General features: G+C 39.2%; 20 protein-coding genes and 1 pseudogene. 8 read left to right on the plus strand and 13 right to left on the minus strand.

What is annotated here, in order from left to right:
• Window positions 1-26 precede the first annotated feature (26 nt).
• From AN391_RS07455 to AN391_RS07470, 4 genes are all read right to left on the minus strand, one after another.
• Window positions 27-2,138, minus strand: a complete 2,112-nt coding sequence (locus AN391_RS07455; RefSeq protein ID WP_055014814.1) for a TonB-dependent siderophore receptor — start codon at window positions 2,136-2,138, stop codon at window positions 27-29.
• An 84-nt stretch (window positions 2,139-2,222) separates the two neighbouring features.
• Window positions 2,223-3,494, minus strand: coding sequence for a DUF3526 domain-containing protein (locus tag AN391_RS07460; RefSeq protein WP_055014815.1), 1,272 nt, complete (start codon window positions 3,492-3,494; stop codon window positions 2,223-2,225).
• Window positions 3,491-4,939 (minus strand): DUF3526 domain-containing protein, encoded by a 1,449-nt coding sequence (locus AN391_RS07465; RefSeq protein ID WP_055014816.1) that lies wholly within the window; start codon window positions 4,937-4,939, stop codon window positions 3,491-3,493. The genes AN391_RS07460 and AN391_RS07465 overlap by 4 nt, the downstream gene beginning before the upstream one ends.
• A complete protein-coding gene (locus AN391_RS07470) occupies window positions 4,939-5,712 on the minus strand; it encodes an ABC transporter ATP-binding protein (RefSeq protein WP_082429309.1) in 774 nt (257 codons plus the stop codon). Before AN391_RS07470 ends, AN391_RS07465 begins: the two co-directional genes overlap by 1 nt.
• Window positions 5,713-6,014: 302 nt before the next feature.
• On the opposite strand from AN391_RS07470, the gene AN391_RS07475 reads away from it, so the two are divergent.
• From AN391_RS07475 to AN391_RS07485, 3 genes are all read left to right on the plus strand, one after another.
• Complete coding sequence (locus AN391_RS07475; RefSeq protein WP_055014817.1) at window positions 6,015-7,277, plus strand: hypothetical protein; 1,263 nt, start codon at window positions 6,015-6,017, stop codon at window positions 7,275-7,277.
• Between the two features lie 2 nt (window positions 7,278-7,279).
• Window positions 7,280-7,720 (plus strand): hypothetical protein, encoded by a 441-nt coding sequence (locus tag AN391_RS07480; protein WP_055014818.1) that lies wholly within the window; start codon window positions 7,280-7,282, stop codon window positions 7,718-7,720.
• Between the two features lie 61 nt (window positions 7,721-7,781).
• On the plus strand, window positions 7,782-9,338 hold the full coding sequence (locus AN391_RS07485) for a sensor domain-containing diguanylate cyclase (RefSeq protein ID WP_235576476.1): 1,557 nt from the start codon (window positions 7,782-7,784) through the stop codon (window positions 9,336-9,338).
• A 10-nt stretch (window positions 9,339-9,348) separates the two neighbouring features.
• Here AN391_RS07485 and AN391_RS07490 read toward each other — a convergent pair whose 3' ends face one another.
• Window positions 9,349-9,771 (minus strand): hypothetical protein, encoded by a 423-nt coding sequence (locus tag AN391_RS07490; RefSeq protein WP_055014820.1) that lies wholly within the window; start codon window positions 9,769-9,771, stop codon window positions 9,349-9,351.
• A 224-nt stretch (window positions 9,772-9,995) separates the two neighbouring features.
• Between AN391_RS07490 and AN391_RS07495 the strand changes: the two genes are divergently transcribed.
• The 3 genes and pseudogenes from AN391_RS07495 to AN391_RS07505 all read left to right on the plus strand — a co-directional run.
• Window positions 9,996-10,697 carry a metal-dependent hydrolase gene (locus tag AN391_RS07495; RefSeq protein WP_055014821.1) on the plus strand — a complete coding sequence of 234 codons (702 nt, stop codon included), beginning with the start codon at window positions 9,996-9,998 and terminating at the stop codon, window positions 10,695-10,697.
• A gap of 222 nt (window positions 10,698-10,919) precedes the next feature.
• Window positions 10,920-11,522, plus strand: coding sequence for a hypothetical protein (locus AN391_RS07500; protein WP_055014822.1), 603 nt, complete (start codon window positions 10,920-10,922; stop codon window positions 11,520-11,522).
• Between the two features lie 237 nt (window positions 11,523-11,759).
• A pseudogene (locus tag AN391_RS07505) lies at window positions 11,760-12,014 on the plus strand (thiamine biosynthesis protein ThiC); the annotation flags it as partial.
• A 292-nt stretch (window positions 12,015-12,306) separates the two neighbouring features.
• Here AN391_RS07505 and AN391_RS07510 read toward each other — a convergent pair.
• From AN391_RS07510 to AN391_RS07530, 5 genes are all read right to left on the minus strand, one after another.
• Entirely contained in the window at window positions 12,307-13,221 is a 915-nt protein-coding gene (locus tag AN391_RS07510; RefSeq protein ID WP_055014823.1) for a DUF4868 domain-containing protein, read from the minus strand.
• Window positions 13,221-13,802 (minus strand): hypothetical protein, encoded by a 582-nt coding sequence (locus tag AN391_RS07515; RefSeq protein ID WP_055014824.1) that lies wholly within the window; start codon window positions 13,800-13,802, stop codon window positions 13,221-13,223. The genes AN391_RS07510 and AN391_RS07515 overlap by 1 nt, the downstream gene beginning before the upstream one ends.
• Window positions 13,803-13,879: 77 nt before the next feature.
• Complete coding sequence (locus AN391_RS07520; RefSeq protein WP_055014825.1) at window positions 13,880-14,434, minus strand: hypothetical protein; 555 nt, start codon at window positions 14,432-14,434, stop codon at window positions 13,880-13,882.
• Window positions 14,434-15,015: a ComF family protein gene (locus AN391_RS07525; RefSeq protein WP_055014826.1), complete on the minus strand. Its 582-nt coding sequence runs from the start codon at window positions 15,013-15,015 to the stop codon at window positions 14,434-14,436. The genes AN391_RS07520 and AN391_RS07525 overlap by 1 nt, the downstream gene beginning before the upstream one ends.
• A 302-nt stretch (window positions 15,016-15,317) precedes the next feature.
• The gene (locus tag AN391_RS07530; RefSeq protein ID WP_055014827.1) at window positions 15,318-15,941 is read right to left on the minus strand and encodes a cold shock domain-containing protein; all 624 of its coding nucleotides are present in this window, start codon (window positions 15,939-15,941) and stop codon (window positions 15,318-15,320) included.
• Between the two features lie 416 nt (window positions 15,942-16,357).
• Here AN391_RS07530 and AN391_RS07535 point away from each other — a divergent pair, with 416 nt between their 5' ends.
• A complete protein-coding gene (locus AN391_RS07535) occupies window positions 16,358-16,978 on the plus strand; it encodes a trimeric intracellular cation channel family protein (protein ID WP_055014828.1) in 621 nt (206 codons plus the stop codon).
• A gap of 71 nt (window positions 16,979-17,049) precedes the next feature.
• Here the strand turns inward: AN391_RS07535 and AN391_RS07540 are convergent, their stop codons facing one another.
• Both AN391_RS07540 and AN391_RS07545 read right to left on the minus strand, forming a co-directional pair.
• A complete protein-coding gene (locus AN391_RS07540) occupies window positions 17,050-17,559 on the minus strand; it encodes a DUF421 domain-containing protein (RefSeq protein WP_055014829.1) in 510 nt (169 codons plus the stop codon).
• Window positions 17,560-17,665: 106 nt separating this feature from the next.
• Complete coding sequence (locus AN391_RS07545) at window positions 17,666-18,106, minus strand: GNAT family N-acetyltransferase (RefSeq protein WP_055014830.1); 441 nt, start codon at window positions 18,104-18,106, stop codon at window positions 17,666-17,668.
• Window positions 18,107-18,214: 108 nt separating this feature from the next.
• Here AN391_RS07545 and gloA point away from each other — a divergent pair, with 108 nt between their 5' ends.
• The gene (gene gloA / locus AN391_RS07550) at window positions 18,215-18,742 is read left to right on the plus strand and encodes a lactoylglutathione lyase (RefSeq protein WP_024033580.1); all 528 of its coding nucleotides are present in this window, start codon (window positions 18,215-18,217) and stop codon (window positions 18,740-18,742) included.
• A gap of 80 nt (window positions 18,743-18,822) precedes the next feature.
• On the opposite strand, the gene htpX is transcribed toward gloA, so the two are convergent.
• Complete coding sequence (gene htpX / locus AN391_RS07555) at window positions 18,823-19,686, minus strand: protease HtpX (RefSeq protein ID WP_055014831.1); 864 nt, start codon at window positions 19,684-19,686, stop codon at window positions 18,823-18,825.
• Window positions 19,687-19,854: the final 168 nt, after the last annotated feature.

A 19,854-nucleotide genomic window follows, 5' to 3' on the forward strand; every position in this document is an offset into this window, starting at 1 on the left:
TCGCTGAACTTTTAGCTTAAAGCATTTTAAAACTTATAGGATGCAGAAAACTTAACGTTTCTTGGTGTACCAGGTTGTACCCACGCATCAGCAAACGAGTTTGTGTAATACGTTTCATCAAACAGGTTATTTACCTCAGCCGTAATGCCAATCGCGTCTGTTACTTGGTAATTTACAAATGCACGTGCGGTTGTGTAGCTTGGTAACTCAAAGTCGGTACCAAAAAAGCCATTGCGGTTATCAACATATAATAACCCACCGCCAAATTTTATTGCTTTGCCATGTAGCTCGCCCGATTTAACCAGTTGTAAGCTAAGTTGGTGCTCTGGTACGTTTAACAATGGCTCTCCGGCTTCAACGGTGTAGCCAAAGTTAGCATCAAAAAATGAGTTTTCTATTTGAGCATCAACATATGCATACGATGCCCAAATTTCTACACTATCGGTAAGCTCTCCCGTTATATCAATTTCTATCCCTTTACTTTGCGCTTCACCAATCGCTGCATAAGTAAACGCGGTAGGGTCGTCTACCACTAGCATGTTGTCTTGCTCTACTTTAAATAGGGCAACCGTTCCAAATAACGCGCCATCGTTTAATGTAAATTTAACCCCAAGCTCTGCAGAAGTGGATTGGTTAGGATCAAAACCGTCGCCGTTGGCATCGGCGCCCGAAAGCGGACGAAAGTTTTCACCGTATGCGCCATAAACAGAAACATAATCACTGGCTTCATAAACCACGCCAAACTGCGGGCTCACGCGTGACTCAGTTTGTCTTGTTTTTGTGCCTGCTAAACGATTATTTAAGCGCTGCTCGTAATCATCAAAACGTGCACCAATACGAATATCTAATTTATCGGTTAAGCTTATTTGGTCTTGAATAAAAATGCCTACAGACTCTTGAATTTCTACACGGTCAGTATTCGATGTGGGCGTGGGTAATTCATATGCGCCGTAAACAGGGTTAAATACATTAATGTATTGGTCGCCCCGTACACGCAGAATAACTTGGTCGTTTTCAAATTTATCGCTATCTATACCCATAATTAAACGGTGCTCAAAACCGCCCAGCTCAATACTTCCGCTTAGCTCTGCACGCAATACGTGGTATTTGGCATCAAAGTCGCGGTAGCGTCTAAAGCGGTTTACTTCGCCATCTACTACGCCACCAAAACCCGTTTCGGTTGCAAAACCTTCCATAGAGGTATCGCGATAGTTTGCACCAAACAAAATGCTCCAGTTATCATTAAAGTCATAAATATATTCTAACTGATGCCCCAGTACGTCGGCTTCAATCGGACCATCCCCCGGCTCGCCTAAAAAGCGACTTTCCGGGATAAGCCCAAGCTCACCGTCTATGGCTAATACGCCTCTATCAAAGGGTACTTCTTGGTTAGAGTATTCAAGTTCGTATATTAATTGGCTGTTGTTATCAATATTCCACACTATTGATGGGCTAAACCCTTGCTTTGTGGTTTTAATTGTATCTCTAAAGCTTTTTGCGTCTTGGTAAAAGCCAACCAGTCTAATTGCTACGTCGTCGTTAAGTGGCGTTGTGTAATCAACATCGCCGCGGTAAGTATCAAAACTCCCTACTGAGACTTTAATTTCACCTTCGGTATCAAACGTTGGGCGTTTTGTAACTAAGTTTACTGTGCCACCGGGTTCGCCTCGGCCAAATAAAGCGGCACGTGGGCCTTTTAATACCTCAACCGACTCAATACCCGATAAATCACGCGATCCACCAAATCCACGCCCAGCATTAAACCCATTTACTAAATAATTACTGGGTAAGTTTTCATCGCCGACAAAACCACGTAATGCAAAACTATTCCAAAGCCCACCAAAGTTGTTTTGGCGCGCAACAGAAGCTGATAAATCAAGAGCCTGGTCAAGGCTCACTGCACCTGCGTTTTCAAGCGATTCTAAATCAATTTTAAGCTCGGATTGCGGTGTTTCTAAAGGGCTAAAGTTACCTTGATAAGCTTGGCGAGATGCAACAATCGTCACTTTTTCTATTGCGTCATCCTTTACGCCTTTACTTGGTTGGTTTTGCTCAGCAGCTATAACTTGGCTGCTAAATAAGCTTACTAAGCACGTACTTAAATAAGTGAGCTTAAGCCCTGTTGGTTTGGTTTTCATTTTTAACCTTATGAATAATATAAGTATTTTATAATTATGTTGTAATTTAAATAGCGCTAAACAGGTGCGTTTAGCGCTGTATTTTTAGTTACTGCTTTGAGTGGTGTTTTCAAAACGTGGCATGTTTTCAAGTGCTTTTTTTGTTGGATCGCCTTTGTAAAATAACCAAGGGTAGTAAAACTCCCGCAATTGCTTATGATAATCCCTAATTTGCTGCTCATATTCATAAGCTGCAATCGAGTCAGTTTTAGCGGCACGGGTTAAACTACGCTGTAGTAAAAGCGGTGGCGAAATCAACGATACAAAACCAGCTAGCTCATATTTTTTAGCTCCGGCATCGCGGTAGGCTTTCGAAAGCTCAGCGGCTTTTAAATCGCCCATGTGTTGAAATGCGTAATACCATTTCCATTCAAACTCGCTACTCATATCTATATAAGGCGCAAGCGCTGGGTACTCTTTAATAAAAGGTTGCATGGTTGCAGATTTTGGTAAATCCCAAGCATCGTTTACCGCTTCTCGCTGGGTAAGCATAATGTCACCCCCTTTAGGAGAGTGCACAGACTGGTTAATAGCAAGGTCGCCTAAAATAGGAATAATAAAAGCAAATAATACCCATAAACCAATTAAAGAAGAGGCAACACGCGGTGCACTACTGGCATTTTTACCCCACCACACACTAAGCGCGGTCCAAAAGGCAAGATAAGCAATACATAAAACCGATACATAAGCTACTTCAACTGCGTTGGCTCCAGCTATAATTGCCCCCACATAAAATGGCAGCATTAAACACACTATTACTGCTATAAAGCGCACGGTAATACGTGCCCCCCACAATGCAAAGTAAGACTTAGCTGTAGTAACGAGTAAATCGTGCCTGCCGCTGGTACGCTCATTTGCAAATAAATCATGGAACAGCAAAATAATAACCAATGGCGCTAACGCACTAATTACAAATACAAAATCGATTTTACCAGCTTGGGCAAGCTCAGCATTTTGTGCATCGCTTTCGTAAATTTGCCCCTCAAGTGCAAGCAAATTAATACGGTGTTTCCACGGGAATATATCGCGCTCACCTAAAGCCGCAAAGGCAAGCGTTGAAGGCTGCGAATACGTTAAATGAAAACTGTAATACGCTAGCATGCCCGCATCGTTTTGCTTTTGCTGTACTTTAGCGCGGTCGCTTTGATCTGCTGCTTTTAAGCGCTCTATTGTTTGCTGCTGGGCATTTACTTCGCTAAGCCCGCTGTATATAGCAAAACCTGATAAAACAAAGCTACACAGCAACAATACCACTAGGTATTTTTGGCGCAGTAAAAAGCCCCATTCACGTGTAAGTTGTGTAATTAAATAACTCATATCAAACGTTTTCCTACAAATTTAATACCGCCTAACAGAACTACAATCCATAGCAATAACTGTAAAAACGCAGGTACACTCCTTTGTGCACGAACATCTGCACTGTCTACATCAAAGTTAAAGTTTTGCAGTATTTGCCAGTTTTCTGCACTTACACGTGCTTTTTTAGTCGCTGCAGCATCGGCATTGCGATTCATATCGGTTTGATAATCAAGTTTTTCAATGTGAACTTTGTTAAGCCCTTGAACAAAATCAAAACGTAACTGCTCGGTTTCGCGTAAAAAACGATGGTGGGTTTCTATACTGGTGCCCACCACAATCATCGACAGCGAGCGAATAGCAACCATAGGCGATACCCAACCAAAGTGACGCGATACTTGTGTTTGCTCAAGTTCACTTTGCATACGCTGCTCAGCAAATTGATTAAGCACTTTAGCTTGTTTAGCTTCTGATTCGCTTGCTACTAACCCTCTAAAGTTTACCGGCAGCTCAGCAATACTATTTACGTTGTACTTTTTAAGGAGTGATTGTTTAAATTGCTTAAATGCAGGATCGTTGGTGTTATGGCCATCACCTAGTTTTCTAAGCTCAGCTTTAACGGCAAAATCGGTTTCTATTTTACCGGCAGATGGCACAGCTGTTGAGGCACTGGTACTTGCTACGCGTGGCATTACAATGCACAGTAAAATCCATACAAACGCAAGCGCCGTAAAGCTACCGCTGTTTTTACTAAACACGCTCGATGCTAATAAAATAAGTAATACCCACACAGATAAATACAACGCATACCCGGCAACAAAACTTGCAACTGCTAATAGGCTTTCACCCGCCGATAGCGTCAATAAGGCCGATATAGCCAATGGCGTAATGATTAAACCCACAACAGAGAGTAAAGCCAACCCTTTACCGGCAATAAGCGTACTGCCCTTGGTGCCTTGCGCTAATAAGTACGACAGCGTTTGCGATTCACGCTCGCGGCTAATAGAGCTGTAACCAATTAATATAAGCAGTAACGGCGCTAACGTTTGCACTATAAAAGCAGGCGTTAGGCTACCTAATTTAGTAAGCGCTGTACCTTGGCGCTGCTCTGCAAACATGGCGCTATTTTGTCTGTGCCCTTCTAAAAATATTGAGTTACCTGTGTAGGCATCAATCCCAGGGTCAAGTGTGCTAAGTGGTGTTGGCGTTCTAAAAGCGTAATGCCCATAATGCACCATTCTGTGTGGATGACGATCGGGTTGATCAACAAAGTTTTGCTCAGCATGTGTTTGTAACTCGTGGCGTGCATGGCTAAGTTCGTGCATTGTAATGGCAGTCACCACCACCGATGAAAGCGTTAATAATAAACCGATAGCTAAAACGGTCATTGCCAGTTTAGAGCGAAGCCAATAGCGCCACTCATCTTTGGCAACTATCACCACCTTTGATAAATTATTTAAGCCCATTACGCGCCTCTTTGTGCAAACGCAGCATGTACTTGCTCGGTATCAATGCGGCCATTTTCAGGCGCATCAAATTCGCCCACCAGCTCACCGGCTCTTAATAAACCAATACGGTTAGCTACTTGGCACGCGCCGTATACATCATGAGTCACCATTAAAATAGTCGCACCTGTTAATGCCAGCTCGCGTACCAGCTGGTTAAACTCATCTATAGCAACAGGGTCAAGGCCCGAGGTAGGCTCATCAAGTAAAAAGATTGGTGCTTCACGTAAAATAGCCAGTGCAATCGCAGTTTTTTGCCTCATGCCTTTAGAGTACGTTTGCATAGGGCGCTCCCATGCAGCCTGTTGCAGCGCAACACGATTAAACGCTGCATTTACTTGCTCATCTGTTTTTTTAATATCAGCAAGTGATAAAAAATAGTCTACGTTTTCGCGGGCGGTTAAATGCGGGTATAGCGTTGCCGACTCGGGTAAATACGCTGTTTTACCGCGTACAAAATCAAGCGCGTGTGTTACCTCTTTACCCGCTACCTTTACAGAGCCTTGCGTTGGCTTGTTAAAACCCAGTAACGTTTTTAACGTGGTTGATTTACCCGCACCGTTACCACCAAGTAATGCGTAAATTTCGCCGGAAGCTACATTAAAATTTAAGTTTTTTAAAATGGCGTTATTTTTAATGCTAAAACTTAACGAGTCGACTTTAATAATTGCTTCGCTATTAATAGCTTGGGATTTATTCAGCGGTGTTTGATTAATTGCCGTAGGTGTACTCACATTCAAACTCTATTTAGGAAAAAACAATGCGCGGATGTTATACTATATCAAGCAATTTATGCAACACTATAACATCCCCTTTGGTTAACAAATGATAAAATTTTTTATATAAAACAGTGCATATTAAAATTTTTTACGCATCACTTATTCATTTTTGGCAAATGCTAAAAACAATCCTAAATACTGTGTGTGTTTTTTAGTTATCAGCCTAATTTATTTAGTAAAATGGTGTAGTTAAGTTGGGTATATAAAATAATGTGCTATCTTTTTATTATATTAAGTGTAAATAAATACGAGCTAACATGCTGCATCGAGGCACAATTGCCATAGCGTTATTGGCAACCTTTGTAACAAATACAACCTATGCAAACGACTTTGATATACAATTTAGTGGATTTGCCTCTTTAACCCTTAGTTACACTGACGACTCAGATATTGGCTTTGCATCTAGCTACTCAAATGAAAACGACGCCGGTTTTTCCGCAACCCGAGATTCTATTTTAGGTGGACAAGCTAATATATCACTGGCTAAAAAATGGGATTCGGTTTTTCAAGTTGTAATACAAGATCATGCCTTTAAAAGCTTTGATAATTTTTTAGAGCTGGCCTTTGTACGTTACCGCCCTAACCGCCACTGGGCTATTCGGGCTGGCAGGCTAAACAGCGACCTTTATTTACTCTCTGAATACCCTTATGTTGGATACGCTTATTTATGGGTGCGCCCACCACATTCGTATTACTCGTTTGCTAACATTGCAGGCAATTTTGATGGTGTAGATGTTGAATACAGCAAAGCTATAAACGAGGGCTTTTTACGTATTAAACTTGCCTACGGCAGTTCCACCGCAAAGTTAGAAGCCTATAATGACGACTTTTTTATTGATTTCGATAATTTGGCCACCTTTAGTGCAGCTTATACCTTAGATGCATGGACACTGCGTTTTTCGTTATCACAATCAAACTTTGGTGATTACAAATTAACGTCTTTAGATGAGTATTTAAGTGCCCTTGATGCAGTACCGCAAAGTATATGGCCGCAAGCACGCGCTATATCAGATAAATTTAACACTAAAGGTAACAGCATAGAATACGCTGCGTTTGGGGTTACGTACGATCATAACAACTGGCTTATTCAATCTGAATTAGGTTTTTCAGAGTCTGATTGGATAGTGGCGCCTTCAGTACTAAGCACGTATGTTAGCGCAGGTTACCGAGTTGACAACGCAATATTTTATACCGGATTTTCTGGTGCTAAAAATCGTCGTGATGTAGTTGAAATAACCCCACCGGTGTTTTTACCAGGCACGCCAGAGCAAGTGTCTCAACCTATACAACAGCTAGCAGCTGTAACTCAATCTGCGGTCAGAATTACCAACGTTCACCAGCACTCTATTAACATTGGCGTAAAATGGCACCTATCTGATCGTATTGCGCTAAAAGCCCAGTTAGACCGCTTTGATATAAAACCCCAAGGCGCTGGTTTATGGAGCTTAAATAACCGCGACGATGCCATAAAAAGTAATACAGTACATATATTTAGTTTAAACGCGAGCATGGTGTTTTAGTTATGATAAATCACCGTACCCTATTCATTAAAGCTGTAGTGCCTATATGCTTACTTATTCTTAGTGTGCATGCACAATCAACAGAGTTTGCCGTAGTCGTAAATAAAAACAACGCAATAAATAGCCTTTCAAAACGCGAAATTATTGATATTTACATGGGCCGCTATTTAACATTCCCAGACGGTGAAACCTCACAACCCTTTGATTTACCCGCACAGTCAGCACTTAAAAACGATTTTTACTTAAAGCTAGTTAATAAAGACGAGCAAAAAATAAATGCTTATTGGGCTAGGCTGTTATTTTCAGGCCGTGCTAAGCCCCCCTCGCCCTCAGCTTCTGTAAAAGATGCGTTAAACAAAATAGCATCATCACCATTTGCGATTGGCTACATTCCGTTATCGCAAGTGACCGATGCAGTAAAAGTGGTTTATACAGTTGATTAAATTTATTAGCCAAAAACTTTATATACGGGTTGCTCTATCAATAGCTATGGTTGCTATTGTTGTGTCTATCCTCTCGTCCATGCTGTCGTATTACTCAGGCTTTAAAGAAAAGAAAAACACCAATTACCTACTCGTTAAACAACTAGCGCAAACAATGGAAAAAACAGCCGCTATAGCCGCTTACTTAAACGACAAAGAATTAAGCCAAGAAATTGTTAATGGCCTTATCAGTAACGATTTAGTACAAGGCGCGAGCCTACAAGGAGAAACAAACGCACAAGGCGAAATAGCGTTGTTTATTGCCAATGGCACGATTAATAAACAAAAAGAAGCCGTGTCAGTGAAGCTCGTTCACCCTTTTTTAGAAGGCGCCTATATAGGGGTATTATCAATATACCCCGACGATAAATTTATACAGCAACAAGCACAGGCAGCACTTAAAAAAGAATTTATTTTAATGCTAATACAATCTATTGTAATCGCATTTTTTGTCTCGCTGGTTGTGCAGCGCTGGCTTACTCAACCCATTCAAAACCTAACCGACAGCTTTGCTAAAATAAACCCGAGCGAGCCAGAAACCCTTAAAATGCTAACGTTTAAGCAAGGTAAACGAGACGAAATAAGCCGCTTAACGCACGGTATAAATGCCCTTATGCACGAGCTACATTTAACCATTAGTAATGAGCAAACACTGCGTAAAAAAACCCAAGCGCTTGAAGCTAAATTTAGACTGATATTTGAACAAGCCAGCGCTGGTATTTGTTTACTTGATGATAAAAACACAATCACCACCTTCAACCCAGCATTTGAGCATTACTTTACGGTACCTAGCGAAAAAGAATTACCAACTTTGCATTTTCCTGAGCTTTTGGGCAATGTAGACGAACTACAAAGCCTACTAGTCGCTATTCGCTCAGCGCAAAACCCACCGCAAACGACCTTAGATGTAGAATGCAAAGTGGGTCACAAAACGCTCTGGTTTCATTGCTTATTTGTAAGATTGAACGATCAAAGAGAAAGCAAACGACACCCACAGCAACTAGTAGAAGTTATTTTACATGATGTAACCGATCGTGCAGAACGTGAACTACAAACCCGCTTTGAAGCCGATCATGACCCACTCACAGGTCTATTAAACCGACGCGCTGGTGAAAAACGCCTTAATAAAGCCTTACAAGAATGCACTGAACACAATCAACACCTAGTTCTTATGATGATAGATTTAGATAAATTTAAACCCATAAACGACACCTACGGCCACGAAGCCGGAGACAAAGTGCTAATTGAAACAGCGCACAGATTTAAAACACTTTTTCATGAAAAAAACGATATGTGTATCCGCTTAGGCGGTGATGAATTTATTGTTGCAAGGCTCGTAACTTTTTACGATAAAGCGGCAACACATCAGCAAGCTATTACTTTACTTAATGAACTGCAACAAGCCATTACTATTGCGCCAAGTAAAACATGTGCCATTGGTGCCAGCATAGGTATTGCGATAGCCCCTACTGATGGCACTCAACTTCACCAATTAATGCACAATGGCGATAAAACCCTCTATCACGTAAAAGAAACAGGCCGAGGAAAAGTGGCCTTTTATGAAGATATAAAAAATTAGCTAGCGAATGCTATAGCATTTTTAAGGCTTTCAAATAATCTTTATTATAAAAATAAGCCGCTAAACCAAAATACGAAATAACACCTAAATAAGCGATTGGAAAGTGACTATATGCGCTAAGGTAGATAAGCAATAATATAAAGAACAGGCTAATGCTAAAGCAAACCACTGCCAAAAGCCTGCCTAACCAAGATATAGATTGGGCAGCAATATTTAAAACAAACAAAACAATAGCGCCAAATATTACATACCCTAAAGTGTTTAAATCTTCCCCATGCGCTAAACCGTCTTCGCTGTAGTACATCATGTAATGAGCAAGCGGAGTCAGTGCTAATAAAGCCCAAAAACCATAACTGCTCCACGTTGATGAAACAAAATAGTGACTACCAATGTTAGGCGCAGGAAACGATGCTTTATATCTATTTTGATTCATAAAAAATGACCTTTCATTTAGTCTGCTAAACTAAAATAGCTACGCTTATTATTGATTTTTATAAAAATAATTACAACTTACTTCATAGTTCACAAATCCACACTAGTAAAAAGTGATAAATCAGCCCTCTAAAACATAGATTTACATCCAAACCTTTAAAGTAAATTGAACAATTAAGTTTTTGATTGCTAGAATGCCAACCTATTTTTCTATCAAGAGATACAATGGCAAATTTCAATACTCATCTTAATACTGCAGTCATCATTACCGGCTTAGGTTCAGCCACTTTATTATCTGCAGGCCATATCGATTTAAACGGCGCACTTTGGCTATGGTTTTTAGGCTCAATTGGCGGCTTATTACCCGACATAGACTCAGATAACTCTACATCACTCGATACTATTTTTAACTTATTTGCACTGAGCGCTGTATTACTGGTGCTGCATTACATAACCACCGAGCTTATTATTACAATTAGTTTTGTAGAGTTAATTGTGGTGCCATTATTGGTGTACGGATTCATGAAATACATTGTTAGGCCCATTTTTGAATGGATAACCGTACATAGAGGTAGTTGCCACTCGTTATTATTTTTGCTGCTATGCGCGCTATTAACCACGCAAGTAACGTGGAAACTTAATGACCAATCAACCGCACACGCCGCTACTTTTGCTTGGTTAGCAGGTGGGTTTGTTTTACTCGGCGGGTTAATTCATTTATTACTCGATGAACTTTACAGTGTAGATTTAAATAATGTCACCATTAAACGCTCTTTTGGTACTGCGCTTAAAATTGCCGACTTTGATAATAAACTGATAACGTTAGCATCGGTTATTGCTATTGCGGGTTTAATTTATGTAGCCCCGCCTATCGAGCAAACGATTACCGCATTAAGTGATTGGTCTGATTTTAGGCTTTTATCTTAATAAGAGGGGTTAATAGCTAAAATCAATGCCACTTTGCTAGTTTAAGTTTAATTAAACGTACACATTTTAGCCTTTTTGTAATTAATTATTATTTTTATTGGTTTAAGTGAAATTTTAAAATCGCTTTACCTGTCTTATAGCGGCAATACTTTCATCTGTTTGATGTGTGCAAAGCGACTGAAACTTTTAAAGCGTCAAATATAAAATTACAAGAGGACCATAATGGAATTTACACATAAACGCACCACCCTAGTTACAGCATCGTTATTGTTGCTATTAGCAATATCACAGGGTATTTATTCAGCGCTTTATACTGCTGAAATTAGTTTTTCAAGGCAGGTTGCGTGGGGGCTAGAGGCACTGGTATTTACTTTACTTGTTGCCTTTGCAGGCACGGCTATGGTGCAAGCAAAAAACGCTCAGTTAGGCTGGTCTGCTATCGCGTTTAGCGCAGTACTTAACATAGTGCAAGTAAGCGTTGGCCTTACGTTGTTTTCAACATTTGGTAAAGTGGCGGGCACAGTAGAAGGCGCACAACCTTTAATTGGTGGTGTGGTGTCGTTGTCATTCATGATTTACTACGCAGCTAAATTATTATTAGGCTTAGCTGCACTTGTATTTGGCTTATCATTTATTGCTAAAGGTGGCAAAGCCATAGGTAGCCTTACAGCCCTTGCAGGCGCAGTTGCAATGCTTGCCAATGCAATATTAATTACCTGTGGCCGTGACGGGTTCTTGCCATCAGGTGTTGCTGGTGCATCAGGCATGATTGCAACATTACTTTTAGCAATCTGTTTATTTAGCCTTAACCGTAAAGCGGATTAAGGTTTAATATCTTATAAGTAATGTGCTTATTTAGATAAGTTATAAACATCGGCGTGTATTAGAGTGCTAATCCGCCGATGTTTTACATTTGGTCACAGCCATCTTATTTTTAAGACAGATTCACAAAGAGGATTAGAGGCGCTTCGCTTTTAGAGGGTAAAAATATCTTATATCAAAGGCTTTTAACCGATTTATGTTTTGATGTATGAAGTCAAGATTTGACCCCATTAGCTTCACATGATTTACTACGCAGCTAAATTATTATTAGGCTTAACAGCACTTGTATTTGGCTTATCATTTATTGCTAAAGGTGGCAAAGCCGTAGGTAGCCTTACAGCCCTTGCAGGCGCAGTTGCAATGCTTGCCAATGCAGTATTAATTACCTGTGGCCGTGATGGATTCTTGCCATCAGGTGTTGCTGGTGCATCAGGCATGATTGCAACATTACTTTTAGCAATCTGTTTATTTAGCCTTAACCGTAAACAAAACTAAGGTTAAAACCTTATAAGTAATGTGCTTATTTAGATAAGTTATAAACATCGGCGTGTATTAGATTGCTAATTCGCCGATGTTTTACGTTTGAGGTATACTCCTTTCGCATTCCAATTTTGCTCCCTCTTAGTAATCTAAATACTAACTCACAAAGAGGTTATGAGGCGCTACGCTTTTAGAGGGTAGAAATAGCTAATACCATAAGCTTTTAACCGATTTATGTTTTGATGTATGAAGTCAAGATTTGACCTCATCAGCTCCCATTAGCATATTTATTAGCTTGTTAGCCGCATTACACTTGCACGGCGTCTGGCACATCATAAATGTTTGCCGTTATTTCACTCATTAAGCGATGGTCCAAAAGAACTTGGAGAATCGTACTTGTTGTCTCAGCGCAAGGAATAATAGTATTATTTTCCTCATCAAAGTTAAGCCCCCAACCTCTAGCGGTATTTACTGTCATCAAATTTGCTATAAAATTCGGGCTAGTATATATCCCTTTTTCTTCAACAACCCCCATCCGGCGTAACTGCATTGAATTAGTACCAACATATTCAACGATAGGCTCTAGATCAGAAAATAAATTACTAAATGAAGGGTTCTCTTGGAGTTGAGTAAATGCCTGTGAATATGCCTCACGATATTTCATTGATGACTCAAACCCACGCTTATTAGCTATGAATGCAACATTATTTATGACATAGAAATCAAAATTTTTCTCAATCACAAAACTGCTATCTTCGACACCAGATAACTCGCCATTCGAAAATACCATATTAATGTATTTTCTAGAGTATGAAGTTTTCCAGCTTGTAGTTGACCTCTTCACTGCATATACGGTTACACCATTGGATATATATTTAACTACATACCCATTAGCACCTTTTAGATCTTTACTATCATCTAATCGATGTTCGGTTTCTAAACGATCAACTAATACTTTCAAATTAGAAAAATTTGTTGTTGTAGAATCTAAAGTTAAACAACTGTTTTCATTTGTCTGAGCAATATAAGAATATGGAGAGTGTTCTGTAATTCTCTCTATTTCCTTATTTACAAACGTTTTAAATTGTCGATTAAGATCCGTTTCTGTTTGGACATAGAACGTTCTAAATTTTTCTTGTGACCTACTATCTTTAAAAACCCATAAATGCGGTGTCGAATTTGTAAAGTCAAATGCTTTTAGTAATTGAAATTCAGCATCCATTAGTTTATCTCCCTAGAAATGTAAAAATCTTGAACTGATTGAAATTTATAACTACCAGGAGGTAAAGTACCCTTCTTTAGTACTCGCACATCCCTTGCTTGGCCATTTATTTCAATTTTTGCTTCATATAATTTCCATCCAAACATTAACAAAAGCGGGTTCATTATTATTTGTCCAGATTTATAAGTAATCGCGAACATCCACAGCAAAAACACTATAAACCCCAATAATTTTTCTGGGGCGTCATAACTAATCCCCATGAATGAAACTACGTAAGGAAATACATAATTTATAATATCATTAGGGATTGTTTTTGAACTTTTTACTTCACCGTCGAAGGGATAATCTATTTTTTTCAACGAAATATTTGAAACGATCACAGAAATAATAGTGACAACAATGAAAACAATTGAAAAATAGGGGTGAGTGAATGGATTGAATGAACAATTTTCTATATTAGAGAAATCACAAAATGAATTCCTCCACCATGATATTGGAATATCTTGGACTGCTAGGATTAACGCTAAAGGTAAATATGAACCTAAAAAAATTATAAATCCTGCTATAAGTTTAAACTGCATATATTAAGACCATTTCGATATCCTTAAAGAAAATTTATGGACGCGTAATTGCGTCTCATGCCTGATAAGTAACACATTTAAAACAAGCTACTTTGCTCATTTTTATATGCTTCTATTAATGATAATAAACCTATCTTTTTATCAGCCTTAACTAAGGCTGATTCACTCATATGCGAAACTAATAGTTTTAAATCCTCAACTTCTTTTACTTTTACAAATAGTTTTTCTTTATTTACAAACACTAGTGAACTCTTTTTTCTTTTTAATAGCTCTAATGTATTACTTAAAGTACCTGTACTTTTGGCATCCCAGATCATTAATCCATAATCACAATCTTCAGCCATGACAAGATCTTTTGCTGTAAAGAAAGCTCTTGTGCCTGGTGAATGATTCGTTTGAACATTCTTTGTTGACCAGTGACCTAAATTATTTCTTGGTTGAGATCCCGCGCAGTAAACGGAGACACTACTAACCTTATTTTGAAGTAAGTAACTCTGAATTGAGCTATCTACGCCATCGGCATCACCGACTAAAACCTGATATTTAGAATTGATAATATTATCAATTCGTTTCAACACTTCTGGATTGATATTTTTTATTCTCATTGATCCAGATACAAAAACTTTATGCATTAGCGTTTCCTAGTTACAGTAGCCACATATATATTTCTTATTTTCGAATATTCGTTCAATACTTTTGTTGCAGCCTCTAATGAAGAACCAGTATCGTAGAGATCATCAACGATTAATATATCGTAATCCCCATTCCCCAATACATCGTTTATAACAAACGCTTTTACTAATGTATCTACTTTTTCGTCCCTAGAATCAATATCTTTCATTTGTGGAGTACTTATATTTTTTATTAGTAAGTTTTCTATACAAGGGATTTTCATGTTTTCTGCTACTTTTATAGCAATTTCCCTAACTGGTTGCCTCGCTCTTTGTTTAGAGGCTGGCATTGGAATAACTAAACATGCAGTAGAAAAATACTTTGATAATGACTTAGTCATTTGATCGGCAATTGCTGATATTTGTGTGAAATCAAAGCGATATTTCAATAAAAACAGAGCCTCGCCAACTTCACTTCGAGTTGTATCAAATTCGGCATGTCCCCATTGATTCTCACCAAGATAAACACTTTGCAAAACATGTTTATCGAGTGAATAACCTAAGTCCCAATTTCCATTTATTCTTTGAATATTGACTTCCATTTCATTTCCTTATAGCAAACTATCAGAGTGCTGAAGAGTTTATTTATGCGCCTAACAACTTATTGAATACCACTTTGGTGGCTTTTAACACCCCAAAACGGCGTATATTATGTTGTTCGATAATTACACCAAACAACTCGTTTATAATCAGAAAATAACAATTGCTACTCAGTAGCCTTTGTTATTTAACCCCAAAGCGCCTTTTAATAATGTTATGAGGCAAATTACGCACTACTGTATTTTTATACAGTTCACGGTGAAAACCATCTTAAATTCAACTTTTAACTAATCGATTAATAAAATTACCACTCATTTTGAAACCGTGAATCCCTCTCACATGGGTCACCATCTCTATCGCCATCCATTTTTGTATTGGGACAGTTATTTATAAAAAATATCGCCTCTGCACGTGAGGTCATTTGGCTACAGTGCTGCCTGCCATCGCAGGTAAAATTTTGCGTGCTTTTTGGAATAACGCTTTTTGGAATTACGATTTTTGGGTATTGCTCGTCAAAAGTGGCTAAATCGGCGTTGGTAATAACGGGAGTGTGATTATTAAATTGCTCGTTACTTTGATAATGGTTGTATTTATTTACCGCGATAAAGCCAAGTACGGCGATAATGCTAATTGAGGCAACTTTACCTAAAAAGCTATTTGTAAAATTAGATTTAGCAACACGATGATGGTTTGATTTTTTAGGCGTGACTTTAAGCGCAGTTACCCCTTCTATGCGGCAATTAACAGCTTTGGTTTTGCCATCGGGCTGTGAAGCCACTTCAAAATAAATAGTGTCGCCCACTTTAGGCTTGCGGCTCATGTGTTTGAGCGCTGAAATGTGTATAAAGGTGTCGTGCGCTTGGGCGTCTGATTTAATAAAACCATAGCCCTTTTCTTCATGCCACGCTTTTAACAATCCTTTGTTCATGTATTTACCTGTGCTAATTAAGCTGCGATTACGCAAATTCCATTTAAGTTAAGAATCGTTAGTATACGTTCCTAAATTGCTACCACGCAACCAAATATTCATATTAGATTAATTTAAAGACGCCAATTAGTTTGCAAAATACTTAACCGTATAGGGAAAATACCGAGCTTTAAGCTATAAAAAACCAGCTAAAAATAGCCTGTTTTATTTTATAAATTACGGCCATTTGTCCTTTATTCTACTACTGCTAACTTATGCAAAGCGATTAGCTTAACAGCTTGTTTACACTCGGTTTTGTTATTAGTTATTTCTATCTGAATTAAGCGTTTTTAGTGTGATTTTTCATTCGTTATTTACTTAATTTATCTATACAATCCACACCTTATTTTTACGCACAGATTTTAAGTGATAATCGCATGCTACTAACCGTTGTTTATATTATTGGTATTACCGCAGAAGCCATGACCGGCGCACTTAGCGCTGGGCGAATGAAAATGGATTGGTTTGGTGTTGTACTGGTTGCCAGTGCAACAGCCATTGGTGGTGGTAGCGTGCGAGATATTTTACTAGGCAATTACCCCCTTACCTGGGTTCAGCACCCAGAATACCTTTTAATTACTTGCATAGCAGGCATTGTGACTACGTGGCTGGCTAAGTGGGTGGTTAAATTTAAAGGCATTTTTATGCGCTTAGATGCGCTGGGCCTTGCGGCGTTTAGTATTATTGGCTGCCAAGTGGGACTAAATATGGGGCTGCATTATGGAATTTGTGCAGTGGCTGCGGTTGTAACCGGTGTATTTGGTGGATTACTGCGAGATTTAATATGTCGCCAAGCGCCGCTTGTATTACATAACGAGCTATACGCGAGTGTATCGTTACTGGTTGCCTGTTTATACTTGGCACTGCACCATTACAATATTGATGACAACATCAGCATTATTGTGAGCCTTGTTGCAGGCTACTTAATACGTATGGCATCAATACGCTTTAAATGGCGCTTACCTACCTTTAGTTTATTAGAGCAGCACGCTAAATAAAAATACGCTTTAATACAAAATAAGGCAGGTAATATACCTGCCTTAGTTAATTTAATTATTAGCGTATTAATTTAATGCTCGCTTACATCACTCAGCGCGGTTTTTAACCCGCTGTTATTTTGCTTAAGTACACTAAAACTGCCATCGGTTTCGAGCACTACGGCGGCAACATCTTCTATGGCTAATATACCCGCACCACGAATCGCCGCGCGAATTTCTGATTTAGTCACCCGCTGCGATTTAAGTGCTGCCGTGCAGTACTCACCCTCACTTAGTAACAGCGTAGGCTCTGCTTTTATAAGCGAAGCAAATGTAGATGAGCGTACGCTTAGCCACGTAATAACATATTGCAGCCCTATTAATACTACAAACGCGAGCATGCCCTCTAGCAGCGCAACGCTTTTTGTAATGATCACCGAGGCTAAAATAGAACCCAGCGCAATAGTGACAATAAAGTCGAATACGTTCCATTTAGAAAGTGTACGTTTACCCGATATACGTAGCCAAAACACCAGCGCGATATAACCCAGCACGCCAATAATAAGTACGCGTATTAAGCCCTGCATATCATCAAAAAACATAGTCACTCCTTTATATACGTTATTTTCTGTATAAGTAATTGCCCGCAATAGTTATTTAAACCCTACATGGCACTTAGTTAAATAACGATGAATAAAGCGTCCTATTTTATTTTGCTAATTGTTTTACAAACTTAATTTTACTGAGCTCTGTACTTTGTTTATCGACATAGCCAGCTATGTGATAGCCATTTGTGATTAACATAGTGAGCATTTGAGGAAACCGGTTCATCGATTTTACATGTATATGGGTATAGCCTTGCTCAGCGGCCCATTCCTCCTGCTGAATAAGTAGCTTTTTAGCTATACCACGCCTTCGGTATTTATGATGTACGCCACCAAGCCAGCTGTAAAATTGCGTAGTTGATTGTTCATAGCCAATTTTAAAACCGACTAATTCATTTTCATGATAGGCCACTAATATAAGTGCTTTTTTATTATTTAAGCGACTATCCAAAGCTTGGTTATCAATAGTGGTTAAAAGTTCGGGAATATGTTTACTTACAGCGGTTATATCCTTAAATGTGCCCGTGGTTATTGTGATGGCCATGTACTTCCTTATTTTAAAATTGCGCTATGTAATTTAAACGACGGTTGATTATAATAATTTAAGCATTATATCTCTATTTTCGCTTCTTAATTTATACAAAGGATTACCATGTCTAGCTATAACGAATCGCCAGAGCAAATTGAACAAGCCACTAAAGGCTATGTGATGCAACAAACTATGTTGCGTATTAAAGATCCCAAACCGTCGCTCGAATTTTATCAAAATGTATTAGGTATGAAGCTATTAGGTAAGTATGACTTTCCTGAAATGAAGTTTACGCTGTACTTTTTAGGCTACGAGCCAGAGCAGCCCCAAGGTGATGACAAAACCAAAGCTAAATGGGTATTTGGTCGCCCTGCGCTCATTGAGCTTACTCATAACTGGGGCACAGAAGACGACGATAGCTTTGAGGGTTACCACAGTGGCAACCAAGAGCCTAAAGGCTTTGGCCATATTGGTATTAGCGTGCCAGATGTTTACGCTGCCAGCGAGCGCTTTGCAAAGTACGATGTAGAGTTTGTTAAAAAGCCAGATGATGGCTCAATGAAGGGCTTAGCATTTATAAAAGACCCCGACGGCTACTGGATAGAAATTCTCTCACCAGAGGGCATTACTGATATTATTTTTGGTAAATAACCTCAACGCTTGATAAACCAGTCAGCACATACTAAAAAGCCAGCTATTAAGCTGGCTTTTGTGTTTTAAATAAGGGTTACTTATTTACGTAGTGCGTCTATTCGCGCATCAAGTGGTGGGTGAGATGAAAACAGCTCAGCCATCCCTTTTCCACTTGCAATACCAAAGGCCATCATTGAGCCTTGTAATTGCGACGGGTGGTTTTGCTTTAATCGCTCAAGGGCAGAACGCATTTTGTCTGCACCTACCAATTTAGCGGCGCCACTGTCGGCAGCAAATTCGCGTTTACGGCTGTAACTTGCAACCACTATGCTTGCCAGTACACCAAATACAACTTGGAATAACATATCGAATAAAAAGTAAGACCAGCTGCTACCGCCCTCTTCTTCATCGCCATTTAAAAAGTTATCGACTATGCCAGCCAGTACTTTTGCGGCAAATATTACAAAGGTATTTACCACGCCTTGTATTAGCGTAAGCGTTACCATGTCGCCATTAGCTACGTGCGATACTTCGTGGGCAAGTACGGCTTCGGCCTGGTCTTGATTCATGTTATGTAATAAACCTGTGCTTACCGCCACCAGCGAGTTGTTTTTACTTGGGCCGGTTGCAAAGGCGTTCATTTCTGGGCTGTTGTAAATGGCTACTTCAGGCATGTTTATACCTGCTTTTTGAGCTTGTGCTGATACGGTTTGTACAAGCCAGTGCTCGGTTTCGTTGCGCGGTTGAGTAATTACTTGTGCGCCCGTTGATTTTTTAGCAATCCACTTAGACATAAATAACGAAATAAACGAGCCACCAAAGCCAAATACTGAGGCTATAAGTAATATTCCGCCAAGGCTACGATGGCTTAAACCCAGCGCGCTCATTATTATTGAAAGCACGACACCTAATACCAACATAACCGCTAGGTTAGTTAATAAAAACAAAAATATACGTTTCATATTGTCCTCACAAAAATAGGTTTGATCACCGAACATAAAATTAAATTAGGTTAAAGCAATCATTACGCTATGACACACTATGTCATAGCGTTGAGGCTATTCTGTGACAAACTATGTCATAACGCAAGGGTTATTTTTGGGTTTATGAATAAATTTTTAAAGAGGCTT

The organism is Pseudoalteromonas sp. P1-13-1a (assembly GCF_001401875.1).
Taxonomy (GTDB): domain Bacteria; phylum Pseudomonadota; class Gammaproteobacteria; order Enterobacterales; family Alteromonadaceae; genus Pseudoalteromonas.